General features: G+C 57.3%; 16 protein-coding genes. 14 read left to right on the top strand and 2 right to left on the bottom strand.

All coding sequences use genetic code 11. From position 1 onward, the window contains the following. Window positions 1-134: 134 nt before the first annotated feature. Window positions 135-1,595, bottom strand: coding sequence for an ATPase (locus DHN55_RS12770; RefSeq protein WP_108881888.1), 1,461 nt, complete (start codon window positions 1,593-1,595; stop codon window positions 135-137). Between the two features lie 337 nt (window positions 1,596-1,932). Between DHN55_RS12770 and DHN55_RS22345 the strand changes: the two genes are divergently transcribed. The 12 genes from DHN55_RS22345 to DHN55_RS12825 all read left to right on the top strand — a co-directional run bounded on the left by DHN55_RS22345 (window position 1,933) and on the right by DHN55_RS12825 (window position 16,864). Beyond that, a complete protein-coding gene (locus DHN55_RS22345; protein ID WP_337660258.1) occupies window positions 1,933-2,784 on the top strand; it encodes an ImuA family protein in 852 nt (283 codons plus the stop codon). After that, window positions 2,768-4,246, top strand: a complete 1,479-nt coding sequence (locus DHN55_RS12775) for a Y-family DNA polymerase (RefSeq protein WP_337660259.1) — start codon at window positions 2,768-2,770, stop codon at window positions 4,244-4,246. Before DHN55_RS22345 ends, DHN55_RS12775 begins: the two co-directional genes overlap by 17 nt. Beyond that, on the top strand, window positions 4,243-7,593 hold the full coding sequence (locus DHN55_RS12780) for an error-prone DNA polymerase (RefSeq protein WP_108881890.1): 3,351 nt from the start codon (window positions 4,243-4,245) through the stop codon (window positions 7,591-7,593). The genes DHN55_RS12775 and DHN55_RS12780 overlap by 4 nt, the downstream gene beginning before the upstream one ends. A gap of 161 nt (window positions 7,594-7,754) precedes the next feature. Continuing rightward, complete coding sequence (locus tag DHN55_RS12785) at window positions 7,755-8,423, top strand: cupin domain-containing protein (protein WP_108881891.1); 669 nt, start codon at window positions 7,755-7,757, stop codon at window positions 8,421-8,423. 397 nt (window positions 8,424-8,820) lie between these two features. Further along, window positions 8,821-10,179 carry an ammonium transporter gene (locus DHN55_RS12790; protein WP_108881892.1) on the top strand — a complete coding sequence of 453 codons (1,359 nt, stop codon included), beginning with the start codon at window positions 8,821-8,823 and terminating at the stop codon, window positions 10,177-10,179. Between the two features lie 12 nt (window positions 10,180-10,191). Further along, window positions 10,192-10,407: a hypothetical protein gene (locus DHN55_RS12795; RefSeq protein WP_108881893.1), complete on the top strand. Its 216-nt coding sequence runs from the start codon at window positions 10,192-10,194 to the stop codon at window positions 10,405-10,407. A 154-nt stretch (window positions 10,408-10,561) separates the two neighbouring features. After that, window positions 10,562-11,458, top strand: coding sequence for a glutamine amidotransferase family protein (locus DHN55_RS12800; protein ID WP_108881894.1), 897 nt, complete (start codon window positions 10,562-10,564; stop codon window positions 11,456-11,458). Between the two features lie 3 nt (window positions 11,459-11,461). Continuing rightward, complete coding sequence (locus DHN55_RS12805; RefSeq protein WP_108881895.1) at window positions 11,462-12,145, top strand: GXGXG domain-containing protein; 684 nt, start codon at window positions 11,462-11,464, stop codon at window positions 12,143-12,145. Window positions 12,146-12,163: 18 nt separating this feature from the next. Next, window positions 12,164-13,504 carry a glutamate synthase-related protein gene (locus DHN55_RS12810; RefSeq protein ID WP_108882492.1) on the top strand — a complete coding sequence of 447 codons (1,341 nt, stop codon included), beginning with the start codon at window positions 12,164-12,166 and terminating at the stop codon, window positions 13,502-13,504. A gap of 47 nt (window positions 13,505-13,551) precedes the next feature. Next, entirely contained in the window at window positions 13,552-14,859 is a 1,308-nt protein-coding gene (gene glnT, locus DHN55_RS12815) for a type III glutamate--ammonia ligase (protein ID WP_108881896.1), read from the top strand. Window positions 14,860-14,993: 134 nt separating this feature from the next. After that, entirely contained in the window at window positions 14,994-15,566 is a 573-nt protein-coding gene (locus DHN55_RS12820; protein ID WP_108881897.1) for a hypothetical protein, read from the top strand. Between the two features lie 65 nt (window positions 15,567-15,631). Beyond that, on the top strand, window positions 15,632-16,864 hold the full coding sequence (locus DHN55_RS12825; RefSeq protein ID WP_337660260.1) for an NAD(P)/FAD-dependent oxidoreductase: 1,233 nt from the start codon (window positions 15,632-15,634) through the stop codon (window positions 16,862-16,864). Between the two features lie 154 nt (window positions 16,865-17,018). Here the strand turns inward: DHN55_RS12825 and DHN55_RS12830 are convergent, their stop codons facing one another. After that, window positions 17,019-17,942, bottom strand: coding sequence for a LysR substrate-binding domain-containing protein (locus DHN55_RS12830; RefSeq protein ID WP_108881899.1), 924 nt, complete (start codon window positions 17,940-17,942; stop codon window positions 17,019-17,021). Window positions 17,943-18,055: 113 nt separating this feature from the next. On the opposite strand from DHN55_RS12830, the gene DHN55_RS12835 reads away from it, so the two are divergent. Together DHN55_RS12835 and DHN55_RS12840 are read left to right on the top strand one after the other, a co-directional pair. Next, the gene (locus DHN55_RS12835) at window positions 18,056-18,946 is read left to right on the top strand and encodes an arginine deiminase family protein (RefSeq protein ID WP_108881900.1); all 891 of its coding nucleotides are present in this window, start codon (window positions 18,056-18,058) and stop codon (window positions 18,944-18,946) included. Between the two features lie 164 nt (window positions 18,947-19,110). Continuing rightward, window positions 19,111-20,067, top strand: coding sequence for a glycine betaine ABC transporter substrate-binding protein (locus DHN55_RS12840; RefSeq protein WP_108881901.1), 957 nt, complete (start codon window positions 19,111-19,113; stop codon window positions 20,065-20,067). Window positions 20,068-20,151: the final 84 nt, after the last annotated feature.

Below are 20,151 nucleotides of genomic sequence, written 5' to 3' on the forward strand. Positions count from 1 at the left end.
TTGAAAACGATCAGGTTTATGATTCTTGGTTGTTTCAACCAAGAATCATCCTGATCTGGAGAATCTCTGGCCGATCAGAAACGAGAACCGGTCTGCAACCAGGTGGGAAAGCCTGGTTGCAGACTGTCCTGATCCTAGCTCCTCTTGATCCCGAACATCGTACCGTCCGCTTTCTTGACGAACAGATTTGCGAGAGCATCATCTATGTTGTCAGCGGTGAACTGGGGCTTGGTGCCTTCGAATTTGCAGGATGCCAGCACCTGCTCCACGATGAATTTCGGCTGGAAATAGGCCAGCGGTACGTCATTTTGCCTAATACCGCCAATAACATGGCTGAAAACTTGATCCGTAACCGCCAGTCCGTGTTTTTCCGCCATGTCAACAAATACGGTGCGGAAAAGGTCTTCAGGCGGTTCAACAGTTTCAAGCTTGTAGCTGATACGGCGCTGGAAGGCCGGATCCATGAGATCATCAGGATGCATGTTGGTGGAGAAAATCACGATTTCATCGAAAGGTATCATCACGCTTTTGCCGGTGTGAAGCGTGAGATAGTCGACGCGGCTATTCAATGGAACGATCCAGCGGTTGAGAATGTCCTCAGGCTTGGCACGCTGGCGACCGAAATCATCGATCAGAAATGTACCGTTCAGGGCCTTGATATGAAGCGGCGCCTCATAGAACTTGGATACGGGGTTAAACTTGAGATCGAGCATTTCTATCGTCAATTCGCCACCCGTCATCACCATCGGCCGCTCGCATGCAACCCAACGCGGGTCGATGCGGCTGCGGCGCAGGCGCGAAGCATCATTCTGGATGGGCGCATCAGCCACCGGCCGGTGAACGGCCGGATCGAAAACCCTCATGATCTCACCATTGATCTCAACGCAATAAGGAACATAAATGACATTCTGGAAGATGTTGCCGACGATCTCGGCAATCGTCGTCTTCCCGTTTCCCGCAGGTCCGTAGATGAGGATGGCGTTTCCCGAATTGACCGCGGGGCCCAACCGGTTCACGAACCGTTCCGTCATCGCAAGGCTGGAGAATGCCTCGTCCAGCCTCTGACGCGTCACCACTTCATTGGTAACCCGTTGCCTCAGGATCCTGTCCTGGTAGTCCTTGAGAGAAACCGGCGCCGGCCCGAAATACTGCCCGCGGCTCAACGCATCGGCAGCCCACTCGCGCCCGGCGCGGGTGAGCGTCAGGCGCATTTCCCGGCTTAACCCTTCCCCGGCAGCAGAGCCCAATGCTTCTACAAGTTTACGCTCCTTGGCTGTCTGCACAAGCTGCTCCACAACCGTGCTGGACAGTTTCATGGCCTTTGCCATTTGCGACGCAGTTTCGATGTTTTCTGCGTACATGCCCTTGATGGCCAACTCTAGAAGGAACACAGCATCGATGCCCGTGCCCTCCAGCGTCGTCGGTACCTGTGGCGCATCTGCAAGTACCGTATCGATTTGTGACTTGGTCAGGAAACCAAGGGCAACGATGCTGTCGCCAAGACGACCGCCATTGACCTTTTGATGATCGATTGCCTGGTTGATGGCTTCCGGAGAAGCAAGACCCTTGGCGACAAGAAGATTGCCTATGTTCATATCTGCGCACCTCTTGCTATCACCGCCGACGTGGGGCCGAACAGACTTCGGGACAGAGTGATTGAAAGAAAACAACGCTTTATGAATTGATCTTCACCAGGAAACACAATTGACGTCGGGTTAAACCGAGACAAGCTGGTCGCGCGGTAAAGCACGAACAAGGCGGCTCTGGAATATCATTGGACATCGCGGCGGAGTGGTGAATAGGAAGCGAGATGGTGCGGCCTGAAAATCAAGCTGAAACACCACCCAACGCCCGTCCCCCTTGACTCGTTCACCTGACTTGGCTTTACTGGAACAAAACAGGAACATATAGATTGGCAGAGGATCGCAACGGATGGCCGCGATTGCCCGTACACGCAATGCGGATGCCGCAAAAAGCCTGGTTCAGGGCCTGTCTCCCGGACCCGGGGATAGTGCCCATGAGACCGGTGCATCATTTGACATCCCGGCGCTGGACCAGCACCTGAACGGCGGCCTGTGGACGAATGCACTGCATGAAGTGCGGTGCAGCCTTGCGCGTGATTTCGCCTGTGCCGCCGGGTTTGCGCTGGGACTTGCCGCGCAATTCGGCAAGCGGGACAAGCGCCGGATGCTGTGGGTGATCGACCCTGCCGCATCCGTTGATTCCGGCTTGCCGTTTCCGGATGGACTGAGCGAGCACGGCATTGACCCCAAGGCGATGGTTTTCGTGCGTCCGATCACCCTGCAGGATGCCTTGTGGTCGGCAGACCAGGCGGCCAAGTGCGGCGATCTTTCGGCGGTGATTTTCCAGGTCAAAGGCAATCCGAAGCCGTTTGACATGACCGCCACACGCCGGCTGATGCTGCGAGCGCGCGAAAGCGGCGTTCTGGTTTGCGTGCTGCGGCAAAGCGGAGCCGAAGAAGCCAGTGCCGCAGCCACCCGCTGGCATGTGGAAATCATACCTTCAAAACCCGGTGCCGATTTTGAACACGGGCCCGGACAGGCGCGTCATGTGCAGGCACTTGAGCGCAACCGCCACGGGCGAACAGGACAATGGACTTTAACATGGAACCCGGAAAACCGAGCCTTTGAGGACGGCACATCTGAAGATGACACATCGAAAACTCAGACAACGCATACTGTCCGTCGCATTCACGCACCTACCCACAGACCGGATCGCCCGGCTGAAATGGGGCAAGTCGTGGATCTTGAGCGCGCGTCCTGAAAACCCGCCCATTGTCGTTACGGATACGGAAAAAAATGCCATCCGCATCGTCACGCATGAAGCACACGCGGCGCACTCGGGGATTTTCAACGGGCAAAGCCTGAGCGATGCACGCGCCCTTGTGCCTGATCTTGAATGCCACGCAAGAGACCGGGCCGCAGAGCGTGAGCTGCTTGGCTCGCTTGCGGCATGGTGCGAACGCTACACGCCGCTGGTTGCACTCGATGGTGACGACAGCCTGTTCATGGACGTCACCGGGTGCACGCACCTTTTTGGCGGCGAGGCAAGCTTCATCGCCGACATCGAAACCCGCCTTGCAGCACAAGGGTTCAGCGTTCGCACCTGTCTTGCAGATACCGCCGGTGCAGCATGGGCCATGGCGCGCCATGGCACCGGGCGCATTATTGACCGCGACCAGCACGCACAGGCCATCAGCGCCCTACCGCTTGCCGCGCTTCGCCTTGACGCTGCGCTTGTAAAGGGCCTTGGCCGGGTCGGGTTCAAGACCATTGGCTGCATCGCCGACCTGCCGCGTGCGCCTCTGGCAGCGCGCTTCGGCACGCACCTGCTCGACAGGCTCGACCAGACGTCGGGTCGTCAGGACGAGATCATTTCACCGCTCATGCCAGTTGCCGAACTGGCAGCGGAAAAACGCTTTGCAGACCCGATCGTGCATGAAGACGACATCAAGCGCGGCATCGCGCTTCTGGCCGGCAACATCATTGCCCTGCTGGAACGCCGCGATCTCGGCGTCAGGACATGCGAAGTGAAACTGTTCCGGGTTGACGGGGAAGTGCAGTCGCTCAGTGTTCATGCGGCCAACCCGCTGCGGGATGCAGACCGTATCGCCGCCCTGTTTCATGAACGCCTGGCCCGGCTGCATACCGACCTGGACGCAGGCTTCGGGTTCGACATCATGCGGCTCAATATCCTGCAGGCAGACCCGTTCAATAGCGGTCAGCATGACCTGGTTGAGCACAAGGATGCCGGTGACAGCTATGCCGCCCTCATCGACCGGCTGGGCGCGCGGCTTGGCACGGACCGGGTTTTGCAGTTTTCCTTTGCGGACACCCACATTCCCGAACGCCGGTTTGCCCTTGTGCCGGTTTCCGGGCGAGACGGCAAAACCGATCCGGACCAGGTTAAGCTGCCCGGTCCCGCCTGCACACCAACCCGCCCCCTGATCCTGCTGGAAAGACCGGAGCCCATAGACGCCATTGCGCAGGTGCCCGACAGCCCGCCAAGCCGGTTCCGCTGGCGCAAGGTGCTGTATGAAATCGCCCGTTCGGAAGGCCCGGAGCGGATCGCCTGTGAATGGTGGCGTGACGGGCGGGCCAGTCTGAGTCGCGATTATTTTCGCGTCGAGGATACGCAAGGCTACCGGTTCTGGCTGTTTCGGCACGGGCTTTATGACCGCGAAACCACACGGCCGGACTGGTATATGCACGGGCTGTTCTCATGACCGGGTACTGCGAACTGGCCTGCAGCAGCAATTTCTCTTTCCTGCGCGGCGCCTCGCACCCGGAAGAACTGGTCGTGCAGGCAAAGCAACTGGGCCTCAACGGGCTTTGCATCACCGACCGCAATTCCCTGGCTGGCGTTGTGCGCGGGCACATGGCGGCGAAGGAAGCCGGACTGGCCTATGCGCCCGGCTGCCGCCTGGTGTTTGCCGACACCACGCCGGACATCCTGGTGTGGCCGAAAACCCGCGCGGCCTGGGGCCAGCTTTGCGAACTTCTCACCCTCGGCAAGCGGCGCACGACAAAGGGCGAATGTGAGCTGTACCTGCAAGATTTCAAGGATCATGGCGACGGGTTGCTGATGGCACTGGTGCCGCAGCGGGCCGACGAGGTGTTTCAAGCCTGCCTTGAAAAACTGGCCACAGCCTTTCCGCACCATGTGCATGTTGCGGTCATGCGCAATCACAACGCCCGCGACCAGCGCGCACTGTCAGTGTTTGCAAGGCTGGCAGCCGGTCATCAGGTTCCGCTCATTGCCATAGGCGATGTACTGTATCACCATCCGGACCGGCGCCCGCTGCAGGACGTTTTGACCTGCATTCGCGAGCACGAGACCCTGCACTCCATCGGCACCCGGCTGGAACCCAATGCCGAACGGCACCTGCGCCCGCCGGCAGAAATGCTGCGCCTGTTCAACGGCCATGAGCAAGCCGTCGAGCAAACTGAAAACCTGTTTGCGCAGATTGAATTCTCGCTTGACGAACTGCGCTACCAATACCCCGAAGACCCGGTCTTCGAAGAGCTTGGCAACCGGCCCCTGCCCTCGCAGGAAGCGCTTGAAAAACTGACCGCAATCGGCCTGAAGAAGCGCTATCCGAAAGGCGCTCCGCAAAAGGTCGTCGACGCCATCGCCCATGAAACCCGACTGATCGCAAAACTTAAGTATGCACCCTACTTCCTCACCGTTTACGACATCGTGCGCTTTGCCCGTTCGAAAGGCATTTTGTGCCAGGGGCGCGGATCGGCCGCCAATTCCTCCATCTGCTACTGCCTCGGCATCACCGAGGTCGATCCCGGCAAGGTAAGCCTGCTGTTTGAACGCTTCATTTCCGAAGAGCGCAACGAGCCGCCGGATATCGATGTGGATTTCGAACACGAGCGCCGCGAAGAGGTGATCCAGTATATCTATGCCAGATACGGGCGCGACAAGGCAGGCCTTGCGGCTACCGTGATCTCCTACAGGTCGCGCTCGGCCCTGCGTGAAGTGGGCAAGGTGTTCGGTTTGTCCGACGACGCGATCACCGCCATATCCGGCACCAAGTGGGGAAGCTATTCCCGCGAGATCGAGGAGGAAGACGCCAGGCGCGCCGGGCTTGACCCCAATGACAAGCACCTGAAACAGATGCTCGACCTTGCATCCCAGATCATCGGGTTTCCACGCCATTTGTCGCAACATGTCGGTGGCTTCGTCATCTCGCGGGACCGGCTGTCATCACTCATCCCCATCGAGAATGCCGCCATGCAGGACCGCACCATTGTCGAATGGGACAAGGATGACCTGGAAAGCCTCAACATGCTGAAAATCGACGTGCTGGCATTGGGCATGCTGACCTGTATCCGCAAGGCATACAGCTTTTTGCAAACCCATTACGGGCGCACCGAAACCCTGTCCTCGCTGCCCGATGAAGACACCGCAACCTATGACATGATTTGCCGGGCAGACACGATCGGCGTGTTCCAGATCGAAAGCCGGGCCCAGATGTCCATGCTGCCACGCCTGAAGCCGCGTAATTATTACGACCTTGTCATTGAAGTTGCCATCGTGCGCCCGGGTCCCATTCAGGGCGACATGGTGCATCCCTATCTGCGCCGGCGCCAGGGCAAGGAGCCTGTCAGCTTTCCCAAGGCGGAACTGGCCGACGTGCTGGGCAAGACGCTGGGGGTGCCGCTGTTTCAGGAGCAAGCCATGAACATTGCCATCGTGGCGGCGAAATTCTCACCCGGTGAAGCCGACAAATTGCGCCGCGCCATGGCGACTTTCAGGCGTGTCGGCACCATCAATTCATTCCGTGACAAAATGGTCGAGGGCATGGCATCGAACGGCTATGACCGCGAATTTGCCGAACACTGTTTCAAGCAGATCGAAGGCTTTGGCGATTATGGTTTTCCCGAAAGCCATGCCGCCAGCTTTGCGCTGCTGGTCTATGTGTCGTGCTGGCTGAAGTGTCATTATCCGGACGTGTTCTGTGCCGCCATCCTGAACTCGCAACCCATGGGATTTTATGCACCGGCCCAGCTGATCCGCGATGCACGCGAACACGGCGTCGACGTGCGTGATGTCGATATCAACCATTCAGCATGGCTTTCGGTGCTGGAACCGGACGCCAGGACCCTGCCGGTTTCCAGACAGCATCGCCAGCTCGAGGCCATCCAGAAAAGCACGCATGCGGTGCGGCTCGGGCTGCAACAGGTCAAGGGGTTCGGCGAGGAGGATGCAGAACTGCTGATGGAACATCGCGCGCGCGGCTATGACAGCGTACGCGATTTGTGGATGCGGTCCGGGCTGACCCGCCGGGTCATTGAAAAGCTGGCGGATGCTGATTGCTTTCGTTCCATAGGGCTGAACCGGCGTGATGCGCTGTGGGCGGTAAAAGCACTCGATCCGCTAAGCAGTTCAGAACGCCTGCCGCTGTTTGCAGCAGCAGATGCAAATGACCTGCAGCGCGAGCCTGATGTTCACCTTCCACCCATGCCGCTGGGAGAGCATGTCATCAATGATTATCAATCGCTGTCCTATTCCCTGAAGGCACATCCTTTGTCATTCCTGCGGCAACGCCTGGAGCAAGACCGCTATGTAAAAAGCGAGGCACTGCAGACAACGCCCGGCGAGCGCATGGTCAAGGTGGCGGGCCTTGTGCTGGTGCGGCAGCGGCCTGGGTCAGCCAAGGGGGTCATCTTTGCGACCATCGAGGATGAAACCGGCGTGGCCAACATCATTGTATGGCCGAAGGCATTTGAGAAATACCGCACGGTTATCCTGGGCAGCAGGTGCATCGGCGTGCGTGGCAGGCTGCAGAAGGAAGACGGGGTCATTCATGTGGTCGCCCATCACCTGGAGGACCTGACGCCCTTGCTGGCTGACATCTCCAATCTCGCAGATGATATGGGAGGCCTGGCCAATGCCGATGAGGTGCGCCGCCCGCAGGAAAGCGTTCACAACAAGATCAGGCCGGCCCGGCGATTGGCCCGCTTTCCCGAACACACATCAGAGCCCGGCACGGATCATCAGCAACGCGCAAAAACGAAAACCACCCGGCAGGCTCTTCCAAAGGGAAGGAATTTTCATTAGAGGGTGACGAACACACTATGATCTTTCCGCAGCGAAAGCGCGTACAGGGTGGAAATTTTGCTTTTTCCGTGAACACGCTTATATGATTTCAGTGAAGTGACGCATTTTTTGATCATCAGTTCCTCCCTGGACAATGGTGAATAAAGAAAGACCCCGACGCCATGAGTGAAACACTTGCAAAGCCAGCCAATGGTTCAAGCGCAGCAAAACCTGTGTTTTCTCAAGACCCGCACAAGACTAGTGAATCACGGGAAAAAGTGCTCGAGGTCGCCATTGGCCGGGAAGTCCGGTCATTTCGCCGCCAGCACAACATAACCGTCGCCGACCTGGCCAAGACCACGGGCCTGTCCATCGGCATGCTGTCGAAGATCGAGAACGGTGTGACATCGCCCTCGCTGACCACACTGCAGGCCCTGTCCAACGCCCTGAGCATTCCGCTGACTTCTTTCTTTCGCGGATTTGAGGAACAGCGTGAAGCGGTTCATGTCAAAGCCGGCACCGGAGACGAAGCCGACAGGCGCGGCACGCGCGCCGGCCACCAGTACAACCTGCTCGGCCATATCGGCTCCAACGCCTCCGGCGTCATTGTTGAACCCTACCTGATCACCCTCACGGAAGAGTCCGATACCTTTCCGGACTTTCAGCACGACGGCATGGAGTTCATCTACATGCTGGAAGGCGAAGTCGAATACCGGCACGGTGACAAGACGTTCATCCTGCAGCCCGGCGACAGTTTCTTTTTCGATGCGGACGCACCGCACGGTCCCCAGGCCCACATCAAGCTGCCGGCGCGTTATCTGTCGATCATTTCATACCCGCAAAACTCTTAGAGACTTCGGCATTGCCGCGCACCACAGCGTGCCCGACACACGGCCCGCTTCCGGTTCCGAATTCATGTCCTGAGGCCCAATTTGTGATTCTTCGTTGATTCAACGAAAATCATCGTGATCCCCGTCATGCGCTGCGTTCATGATCATTCCAATCAATCATGGAACATCGAATTATTGCATCGATGGCATCCGTCGGCGGCAGAAAACTGCGGATGGTGCGCGATCCGCCATGACAGGGTTTCATCCACAATCAGACCGGCGTTCCCAGTGCGGCATATTGACAGAGCCCGGGTTTTGCACGAACCTCTCCGTTCAACTTTTTTTACTAGCAGGCATATTTTTGCTTGCATCAAACTAACTGAATGCCCGAGGGGCATCATGAGAGGGAGGCAGAGAAATGGGGAGTAATATTGACGCACTCACCACTGTGTTCACCGAGTTTTATTACTGGGTGACGGTGGTGATGATGTTTTTGATCCATGTTGGATTCTGTATGTATGAGGTAGGCGCCAGCCGCCGCCGAAATCACATGCACACACTCATGAAGAACACGATGCTGATCCCGCTGGTCACCATCACCTTCTTCTTCTTCGGCTGGTGGATCTACTGGGCATTCCCCAATGGTCCCGGCTTTATCGGCGGCCTGGAAGACGGGTCAGCCAACGCACCATGGTCACCGACCATGGCCACGAACCTGAGTGACCGGATAACCGGCGTGTTCTGGGCAGCTTTCCTGCTGTTCTCATGGACTGCAGCCTCAATCGTCTCCGGTTCGGTAATTGAACGTATCCGTTCAACCGCGTTCTGGATTCATGCCGTGCTGATCGGCTCTGTGTTCTGGATCATTGATGCATCCTGGGGCTGGCACTATGCCGGCTGGATGGTCAAGGTGCTCGGCTATCACGATGCCTACGCATCCGGTGTTATCCACGCGATTGCAGGTGGCTATGCATTAGGTGTCCTGGTGGTTCTCGGACCACGTCTCGGCAAGTTTGCCGCCGACGGTACACCGCGCGATATCCCGCCACACAATCCATGGCTGGTCACCATCGGCCTGTTCATGATCTATACAGGCTTCTGGGGCTTTTATGCCGCGTGCAACGTGCCGATCATCTCGCCTGAAGTTATTGATGGGCAGATTACCGGTGTCACCTGGACAGCCACCAATATCTATCTCGGCCCCACGACACTCGGTGCCATCACGTTCAACTTCCTGATGTCATTGTCGGGCGGGTTGCTGGTCGCCTACATCGTGTCCAAGGGGGATGCCTTCTGGACATATTCAGGTGGCCTTGCGGGGATCATTGCCGCGTCAGCCGGTAACGATCTGTACCATCCGATTCAGGCCATGTTCATTGCCGGCTTCGGTACGTTCTGCGCCTACAAGCTGCACTACTGGGTCGAACGCAAGTTCAAGATCGACGATGCAGTTGGTGCGGTTGCGGTGCACGGCTATGCCGGTTTCATCGGTGTGACCGTTGCCGGCTTCATGCTCTGGGGCCAGCCATCGTCGCCATATGAAGGCTATGCGGCGATCAACCCGCTCGGCAACTTCATTGGCGCGATCATCATGTTCGGTGTGCTTGGCTTCCTGCCGGCGTTCATCGTCTCGAAGATCATGGCTGCAAGGGGCATGTTGCGTATTCCTGCAAAGGCTGAACTGCAGGGCCTTGATCACCACAGCGAGCTTGCCTATCAGGCGGCCATTGACGATGTCCGCGCTGCCGAGCGTGAACTCGCTGCAAACCAGAAATAAGGAGGATAGATCATGTCTACCAATGGTATGGAGAGCTGGGCAGTCGATCTGAAGGACGTCGGTGCCATCTATCCCTTCCAGGGAACCGAAGTCATCCTGGTCATCCTGGGGATTGCGTTCTGGATTGGATTTCACGTGATGCAGGCAAAAGTCGAAGCCGGCGAGCTGGCTGATGCTGAACGTGACTTCAATGCAGAGCATTCCAACAAAAGCATTGATCGATACTAGATCACCTTGCTAAGGCAGGGGCGGATGTGACAATCGCATCCGCCCCTTTTCTTTTGCCTGTAAAGAAAAAAACATTCCTGTGAGTTGAAACTGTTTCTCGTTGGTGATAGCGTTTTTTCACTGACTAGAACCATCAAATTGGACACGACAAGAAATGTGCGGGATCGTTGGATTATTCCTCAAGGACAAGTCGCTGGAACCGAAGCTGGGGTCGATGCTCACCGACATGCTGATTACCATGACGGACCGGGGCCCCGACAGCGCGGGCATTGCCATTTACGGCCGGGATGAAGACAGCAATACCAAGTTGACCATCCAGTCGGGTGATCCTGCCCGGGACTTTGACGGCCTGGATAAAGCATTGTCCGGGGCAGCCAACACAAAAGTTTCCATGCGGGTCAAGGACACCCATGCCGTGCTTGAAGTTTCGGACGAACATGCAGACGACGTCCGCAAGGCACTGGCAGAGCTGCGTCCGGGCATCCGCGTCATGAGCGCCGGCGACATCATCGAGATTTACAAGGAAGTGGGCCTGCCCAAGGAGGTCGCCCAACGGTTCGACCTTGCCGAGATGACCGGCAGCCACGGCATAGGGCACACCCGCATGGCCACCGAGTCTGCCGTGACCACCATGGGTGCACACCCGTTCTCGACCGGTTCGGATCAATGCCTCGTGCACAACGGCTCGCTGTCCAATCACAACAGCCTGCGGCGCAAGCTGAAACGCGACGGCATTGCCTTTGAAACGGACAATGATTCAGAAGTTGCCGCCGCCTACCTGACCAACAAGATGAACCATGGCAGCAATCTCGGCGAGGCGCTGGAATCCAGCCTTGATGACCTGGACGGGTTCTTCACCTTTGTTGTCGGCACCAAGGACGGCTTCGGTGTGGTGCGCGATCCGATCGCCTGCAAGCCCGCCGTCATGGCCGAGACCGACCAGTATGTGGCATTTGGTTCAGAGTACCGGGCCCTGGTCAACCTGCCGGGTATCGAACAGGCCCGCGTGTGGGAGCCCGAGCCTGCAACCGTCTATTTCTGGGAGCACTGAGCCATGCAGACCATCGATATGGCCACCACCCCGCTCCGCGAGGTGAACTCCACCCTGCAGGCCCAGAAAGCCGACACCAACCAGAAAGACTGGGAGATCGTAAACCCCAAGGGCAGTCACGCCATTGCCTGCGGCCTTGATGGCCCCATAGAGGTGACCGTGCACGGCTCCACCGGTTATTACAGCGCCGGCATGAACAAGCAGGCCCACGTCCATATTGTCGGATCAGCTGGGCCCGGCGTCGCAGAAAACATGATGTCGGGTACCGTTGTCATTGACGGTGACGCCAGCCAGTATGCCGGTGCCACGGGCCATGGCGGCTTGCTGGTCATCAAGGGCAACGCCTCGTCGCGCTGCGGCATTTCCATGAAAGGCATCGATATCGTCGTGCATGGCAACATCGGCCACATGAGTGCCTTCATGGCTCAGTCCGGCAACCTGGTCGTGCTGGGCGATGCTGGTGATGCGCTGGGCGATTCCCTGTATGAAGCCCGGCTTTTCGTGCGCGGCACGGTCAAGAGCCTGGGTGCGGACTGCATCGAAAAGGACATGCGGCCCGAGCACGTTGAGATTCTGAAAGACCTGCTGGAACGCGCAGGTGCAGACGCCAAACCGGAAGAGTTCAAGCGTTATGGCTCAGCTCGCAAACTCTATAATTTCGACGTTGACAACGCGTCTGCGTATTAAGGGGCGATAATGAACAAGATGACCAAGAATGTATCCGGCATTCCACGCACGGTACCGCAGAAACCCGCGACATTCACCGATCCGGTCAATGCTGAAATCCGCCGCGCCGCGGCAACCGGCATTTATGACATTCGCGGCGGCGGCGCCAAGCGCAAGGTCCCGCACTTCGACGACCTCCTTTTTCTCGGAGCTTCGATCTCGCGTTATCCGCTGGAAGGCTATCGCGAAAAGTGTGAAACCAAGGTTGTGCTGGGTACACGGTTTGCAAAAAAGCCGATCGAGCTGGACATTCCGATCACCATTGCCGGGATGAGTTTCGGTTCATTGTCAGGACCGGCCAAGGAAGCCCTGGGGCGCGGCGCAAGTGCCGCCGGGACCTCGACGACCACCGGAGACGGTGGCATGACGGAAGAAGAACGCGGCCATTCGGACAAGCTGGTCTATCAGTATCTGCCGTCACGCTACGGCATGAACCCGGATGATCTCAGGCGCTGTGATGCCATTGAGGTTGTGGTTGGCCAGGGCGCAAAGCCCGGCGGCGGTGGCATGTTGCTGGGCCAGAAGATTTCCGACCGGGTTGCTGAAATGCGCAACCTGCCCAAGGGCATTGACCAGCGTTCCGCCTGCCGCCACCCTGACTGGACCGGCCCTGACGACCTGGAAATCAAGATCCTGGAACTGCGCGAAATCACCAACTGGGAAAAGCCGATCTACATCAAGGTCGGCGGCGCGCGGCCCTATTTCGACACCACGCTGGCGGTCAAGGCCGGGGCCGACGTTGTCGTGCTGGACGGCATGCAGGGAGGCACGGCGGCGACACAGGATGTGTTCATTGAACATGTCGGCCAGCCGACACTCGCCTGTATTCGCCCGGCGGTTCAGGCCCTGCAAGACCTCGGCATGCATCGCGAAGTACAACTGGTGGTATCCGGCGGCATTCGCACCGGAGCCGACGTTGCGAAAGCCCTCGCGCTGGGCGCTGATGCCGTGTCCATCGGAACGGCGGCCCTGATTGCGCTGGGTGACAATGATCCACGCTGGGAAGCTGAATACAACGAACTGGGCACGACCGCGGGTGCTTATGACGACTGGCACGAAGGCCAGGATCCGGCCGGCATCACCACGCAGGATGCCGACCTGATGGCCCGGTTCGATCCGATTGCCGGCGGGCGCCGGCTGTCCAACTACCTCAAGGTCATGACGCTTGAAGCTCAAACCATTGCCCGCGCGTGCGGCAAGAACCACGTCCATAACCTGGAACCGGAAGACCTGTGCGCCTTGACCGTGGAGGCATCGGCGATGTCGGGTGTACCGCTTGCCGGCACAAGCTGGGTTCCCGGACGCGACGGGAGCTACTAAAAACAAACCGACAACAACCACAGAGAATTCTGGGAGGAAACAAATCCATGGCAACCGATCTGGCCCAATTCGCCAAGGAAAATGGCGTCAAATATTTCATGATCTCATTCACCGACCTGTTCGGCGGGCAACGCGCCAAGCTGGTTCCGGCGCAGGCCATTGCCGACATGCAGAAGGAAGGCGCCGGGTTTGCCGGGTTTGCCACCTGGCTCGACATGACCCCGGCCTACCCGGACATGCTGGCGGTACCTGATCCTGCATCAGTCATTCAGTTGCCGTGGAAAAAGGATGTCGCCTGGGTGGCCGGCAACTGCGTCATGGAGGACCAGTTCGTTGCACAGGCACCGCGCAATGTACTGAACCGGCTGATCGCGGAAGCGGCCGACGAAGGCATGCGGGTGAAGACCGGCATCGAGGCTGAGTTTTTCCTGCTGACGCCGGACGGGTCACAAATCTCCGATGAATACGATACCGCCGAAAAGCCGTGTTATGACCAGCAGGCGGTAATGCGGCGGTATGATGTTATCGCCGAAATCTGCGATTACATGCTGGAACTGGGCTGGGGTCCCTACCAGAATGACCATGAAGACGCCAACGGACAGTTCGAGATGAACTGGGAGTTTGACGACACTCTGAACACTGCCGACAAGCACTCGTTCTTCAAGTTCATGACCAAGTCAGTTGCGGAAAAACACGGACTGCGCGCCACCTTCATGCCAAAACCGGTTGAAGGCCTGACCGGAAATGGTTGCCATGCGCACATCTCCGTCTGGGACAAGGCCGGCAAGGTCAACGTCTTCGCAGATGACGACATGGAACTCGGCCTGTCGGCAAAGGGCCGGAACTTCCTCGGCGGCATCATGAAACATGCATCCGCCCTGGCCGCGATCACCAATCCGACGGTGAATTCCTACAAGCGCATCAACGCACCGCGTACCACGTCAGGCGCGACCTGGGCGCCAAACACGGTGACCTGGACCGGCAACAACCGCACCCACATGGTTCGCGTACCGGGCCCGGGACGTTTCGAACTCCGGCTGGCAGACGGCGCGACCAATCCGTATCTGCTGCAGGCGGTCATCATTGCAGCCGGTCTCGACGGTATCCGCACCCAGGCTGATCCCGGCAAACGCCACGACATCGACATGTATGCCGAAGGCTACAAGGTGAAGGGTGCGCCGAAGCTGCCGCTCAACATGCTCGATGCCCTGCGCGCGTTCGACAAGGACAAGGGCCTCAAAACCGCCCTTGGTGATGAATTTTCCGCGGCCTACCTGAAAATGAAGCATCAGGAGTGGCATGCATTCACGTCGCACTTCTCGCAATGGGAGAAGGACAACACGCTGGATATCTAGCTCGAGATCCTGGCGCATCAACTTGTCGGCCAGCCGCCGAACGGGCGCTGAATGCCCCACATCAGGCTGGCCAACAGGTGCCAAAAGTGATCTAATCCAACGGGTTGCAAAACCTTGTTCAATGGAGTCCCGGTGTGCTTCCCGAAGACCTGCGCAATCATTTTCTGACCTGGCAATGCCGCATCAGGCAAATCGCCATGCGCGAGCAGGAAGGCCGCCCCGGCCAGGGCATGCGGCCACGGGTTCTTGATGCCAATGGGGAACAGCTATCAGCGGGCATTATTGTTCTGCTGGTACGCGAGGATTCATTTGAAAGCACCGAATTCCTGAAATTCCAGGTGCAGAAGTACAATGACCCGCAGGACGTGTACAAAAAGGCGCTGATCTTCCTGCAATCCACCCATTATCATCGCGCCGCAGAATTTTCAGATGAAATGACGGGGCTGTTCAGCAAGGGTTCGGAGCTTGTCCAGCGCATGATGAGCGGTGGAAATGTCACCCTGGAGTTCGCTCAGTTTTCGCAAACCTACCAGGTTCCCTGCAACACCCGATTGCTGCCCCCCGAAGAAGCGGCTTACGAGGCAACGCTGTGGCATAACCGGGTGTTCAATCCGAATATCGGCTCAGATATCGAGATTGTCGGTTTCCAACCCGACTGGGATGCAGCAGCCGGATTGATGGATGGCTCTGCGAAAGCAGCAAGCTAAACCAATTATTTCATCGGCCCTGTGACGTCGCATGATGCAACTGAGCCGAAGTGGCGGTCGTGTTGATGGAAACCTTCGATCATATTGTCATTGGCGGCGGCGTTTTGGGTCTGTCCATCGCTTACCACCTTGCCCGTGACAGCGGAGAAAGCGTTCTTGTAGTTGAACGCAATGAACTTGCCAGTGCCGCATCCAGCAAGGCGGCGGGCCTGATTTTGCAGTCCACTGGAAAGGCGCCGCAAACCCCCATGGTCAGGTTGACCCGCGAAACCGTGGCACAACTCGAAGAAGACCTGGGCGAAACCATAGGGTTCCATGACGTCGGAAGCCTTCGGATCGCAGCCTCATCGGCACGCGAAGCGGAATTGCGTGGCATGGAGCGTGACGCAGAAAGCCATGGCATCCCATTTCAGCATCTGAGCCAGCACGACGCTCGCATCAAGGCACCGTGGTTGAATTCAACGGTGGCTCATCGCATCACATTATTCCCCACAGATGGCTATGTTGATCCCTACATGCTCAGCACTGCCTACGGTCGGGCGGCGCGCAAGTTTGGTGCACATATCCGCACACGTATCGCGGTAAACGATCTGATACGCATTTCTGATCGCGTCACAGGCGTCAGGACGGCGTCGGGCGATGTGTCCGGCGGCTCCGTGATCGACGCTGCCGGGGCATGGGCGTCTCTCATTTCCGCCCGTGCCGGTTATCCGCTGCCCATGGCACCCACCCGAAGTCACTATTGGATCACCGCTGCAGATGCCTCCTATGGCGACCAATTTCCCGTCACCCTTCTACCCGACTGCAGAGCCTATATGCGCCCGGACACAGGTGCGATGGTGATCGGTGTTCAGGAGGCAAACTCGGCTACCTTTGACGCCCGACAACTGCCGGATGATATCAACACGTTTTCCCCTACCCCGGGTGAAGAACATTGGGACATTATCGCCGAGGCCATGGAGTCGATCTCGGCTTTTTTCCCGGCAATTGCGCGTGCAAGATTTGCAAACTACATCAGCGGCCTGTCCACCTATACGCCAGACGGAACCGTTCTTCTGGGCGCAGTTCCCGGATCATCCAACTTTTTCACGGCGGCAGGATGCTGCGGAAATGGTATCGCATTGTCCGCCGGCATCGGTTCAGCCATTTCCGCACTGGTGCGCGGCAATGAGCCGGTATTTGACATAACACCATTTGCTCCAGGCCGTTTTGGCTCGCTCGATCCGTTCTCGAGGGAGTTCAGGGATCGCTGCTCCGCTGCGCGCGCCTGCAAATCTCACAGTACACCAGCTTCCTGACGCGCCCGCACCTGGGCGGACCGCTTCCAGCCCAACCGGGATGAGGTTGCCCCGTCCTGGTCACCTGCAAGACCGTGGCAGCAGTTACGAACCTGACGCAGGCATCAATGCCACCAATTGCAATGGCGAAAGGGTACCGGTTTCACAAGACCGGTCAAATGACACCAGCCAGCCTGGTCGATTCCAGTTCCAGGGCGTGTCTGAACAGTTCCGAAACCCGCGTCTGGTGTTTTCCCTTTCGCGTCACTAACTGAATATCCGTCGGCAGGCAGAAGTGCCGTGACGCCACACTCTTCATCTTACCTTCACGTACCCAGGGCGACGCGTAGGACTCCGGCAGGTAACCGATGAATTTGCCGGTTAGGATCAGCATGGCCACGCCTTCAACCTGATGCGCCTGACTGGTCGATCTCGTCTTTAATGCGACCGGTGCCACCTTCTCCTCCGCAAGATAGGCGCGGCTTACGAGATTGGCATTTCCCACCAGCCTGTTGACTTGATCCAGGCGTTCAACCGCGAACAGAGGATGATCCTTTCCACAAAACAAGTCGACGTTTTCGCGTGAGATCGTTTTGTAACTCAACCCCTTTTTGGGCTTGTGAAATACACCTATTCCAATGTCCAGCCGGCCGTCCAACAGGCTGTATTCAATGCCATCAGGCGCCAGTGAGTGAATATCAATCTCGACGTCCGGCGCCTGCTCGTGAAACTTCGAAAGCGTGCTGACGATCGGTGCTTCCGCATTGGAAATCCAGTTGTCGATCACGCCAATGGAAATCTTTCCGACCAACGCGTTTTTTCTCCCGGTTACCACGTTGTTGAATTGCTCAAGCGAGTCAAAAAGCTCGTTGGCGGCGCTGACGATCCGTTGCCCGAAATCGGTGAGAACAAATCCGCCTCTTCCGCGCTGGCAGAGAACACCGCCGAGCCTCTTTTCCAGGTCAGACACCTGTCTGCTGATTGTGGAAGGAGATGTGTTCAGTATCGCCTGGGCGGCGGCCAACCCCCGGGCTTCGGCAACGATCGCAAAGACATACAACAGATGGATGTCCACCTTGGACAGGCGCGGTGGCAGCATTTGACGGTTCCTTGTAATTTCATACAACTGAACTTGAAACATGAATCATTCAATTTCACAACCGCCCCACTAACGTTGGGCCTCCGGGCAAAAGAGAGACGAGGATAGTTCAGGTGGATAGTCAGCCAGCCAGCGTCAAGTGGGGGATCAACAATGATTACGCCGCCCTGCATGATGTCCTGTTGGGCAAGCCGGAGTTTTTCAGATGGGTCGACGCCGGTCCCTTGATCGGGCGTACGATCGCCAATGCCCACAAGACCGGCGTGAAGTTTGATCTTCAACTGGCGATGGCACAGCACGCGGAGATGGTCCGGATTTACGAGGATGCCGGCATCAACTGTCATTTCCTGGAAGCCGATGAAGCTCTTCATCGAAACTTTTTTGCCAGGGACAGCTCAGCGATGACCCCGTGGGGGGCGCTGGTCTGCCACATGCAGCTCAAATGCCGGCGCGCGGATTATGTAAGCGTGATCAAGTTCTATCAGGCGCATGACATTCCGATCTGGCAGTTTGCCACGGCAGGTCATTTCGAGGGCGGCGACTTCGTCATTCTGGAACCAGGCAAGGTTCTGATTGGATATTGCGGGGAACGGTCTGAAAAAGAAGGCTCGGAACAGGTCGCGGAGTTTGTACGAAAGGAAGGCTGGGAAGCGGTAACGGCGCCGATCAGCCGCGAGTTTGTGCATATGGACGGGCTTGTGGTGCCGCTGGCTGAAAAACTGCTGGTGGCGTGCGTCGATGCTCTCGAACCGTGGGTTGTCCGCCAATTGCGGGACTGGGGTTTTGATTTCGTTGAAGTATCGTACAGGGAAGCAAAGAATCTTGGAGTTAACCTGGTGGCGCTGGGCAACGACAAGGTGCTTTCGATGAAAGGGGCTGACGAACTGAATCAGAAAATGCGGGCACTGGGGTTTGAAGTGCATGAGCCGGACATGTCGATGTTTACACTCGGCGGCGGCGGCGTGCATTGCCTGGCGCAAGCCCTGTGCCGCGAAAACGTATAGGCATTGAATTGCCAGACCTGGTTTCCCGTGATTTTCGGACCAGTAAGATGAAACCCGAGGACTACGGAAAAACGCCTAACTCTTGCAAACGAGTCGAAAACGTAGAACAACATTAGAGGTAGGTTTATCTTGAGGGAAATGAGTTGAGTAAGGAGGAAATATCTATGAAATTTAAAAAATCAGCCACTGGCGCGGCTCTCGCAATGGTAATGGGGTTCGCCCCTGCCGCGCAGGCCGCCGACGTGGTGATCGGTGTTCCGAACTGGCCTTCAGTGCGTGTCACTGCACATGTCCTGAAAGTTGTCATGGAAGACAATCTGGGTGTTGAGGTGGAACTTCAAAACGGTACCAATCCGGTTGTATTTGAAGCCATGGATTCAGGTGCCATGCATGTTCATCCTGAGGTCTGGCTGCCAAACCAGGCAAACCTGGAAGCGAAATACGTAACGGACAAGGGTACCGTTCGCCAGAATTCAAACGGAGTTGACGGCGACCAGGCCATGTGCGTGACAAAGTCCACCGCAGAACGCACCGGGATCAAGGATCTTTCAGAGCTTTCAAATCCCGACATGGCAAAGAACTTCGACTCTGACGGTGACGGCAAGGGTGAGATCTGGATCGGTGCTGCCGGCTGGGCGTCAACCAATGTCGAAAAAATCCGCGCCAAATCCTACGGTTATGCAGAAACCATGCAGCTTAAGGAAATGGACGAAACCCTGGCATTGGCCGAGGTCGACAATGCGGTAGCGCAGAAAAAGAACATCGCATTTTTCTGCTACACACCGCACCATATGTTTGCCCTGCATGAACTGGTCATCCTCAAGGAGCCAGCCTATGACAAGGCAAAGTGGGTCGTGAAGCAGCCTACCGATGATCCGCAGTGGCTGGAAAACTCTTCAGCGCCTGTAGCCTGGAATACGGCGAAGCTGAAAATCCACTATGCAACCAGCCTGGAAGGCAGCAACCCTGCCGTCGCCAAGCTGCTTTCACAGGTCAACCTGAACACGGAGATCGTGTCCAAAATGACCTTTGCGCTTGTGGTTGAGAAGCAGGATCCAGCCGAATTTGCCAAGAAATGGGTGGCCGACAATGGCGACCTGGTAGACAGCTGGCTGAAATAGTCAAAACACAATGAAAAGATCCGCGCGGAGAGTGCATATGCACTTTCCGCGCGGGCTTAGCTATTCAATCCAATAATGTGATGC

This window comes from Anderseniella sp. Alg231-50 (assembly GCF_900149695.1).
Lineage (GTDB): Bacteria > Pseudomonadota > Alphaproteobacteria > Rhizobiales > Aestuariivirgaceae > Anderseniella.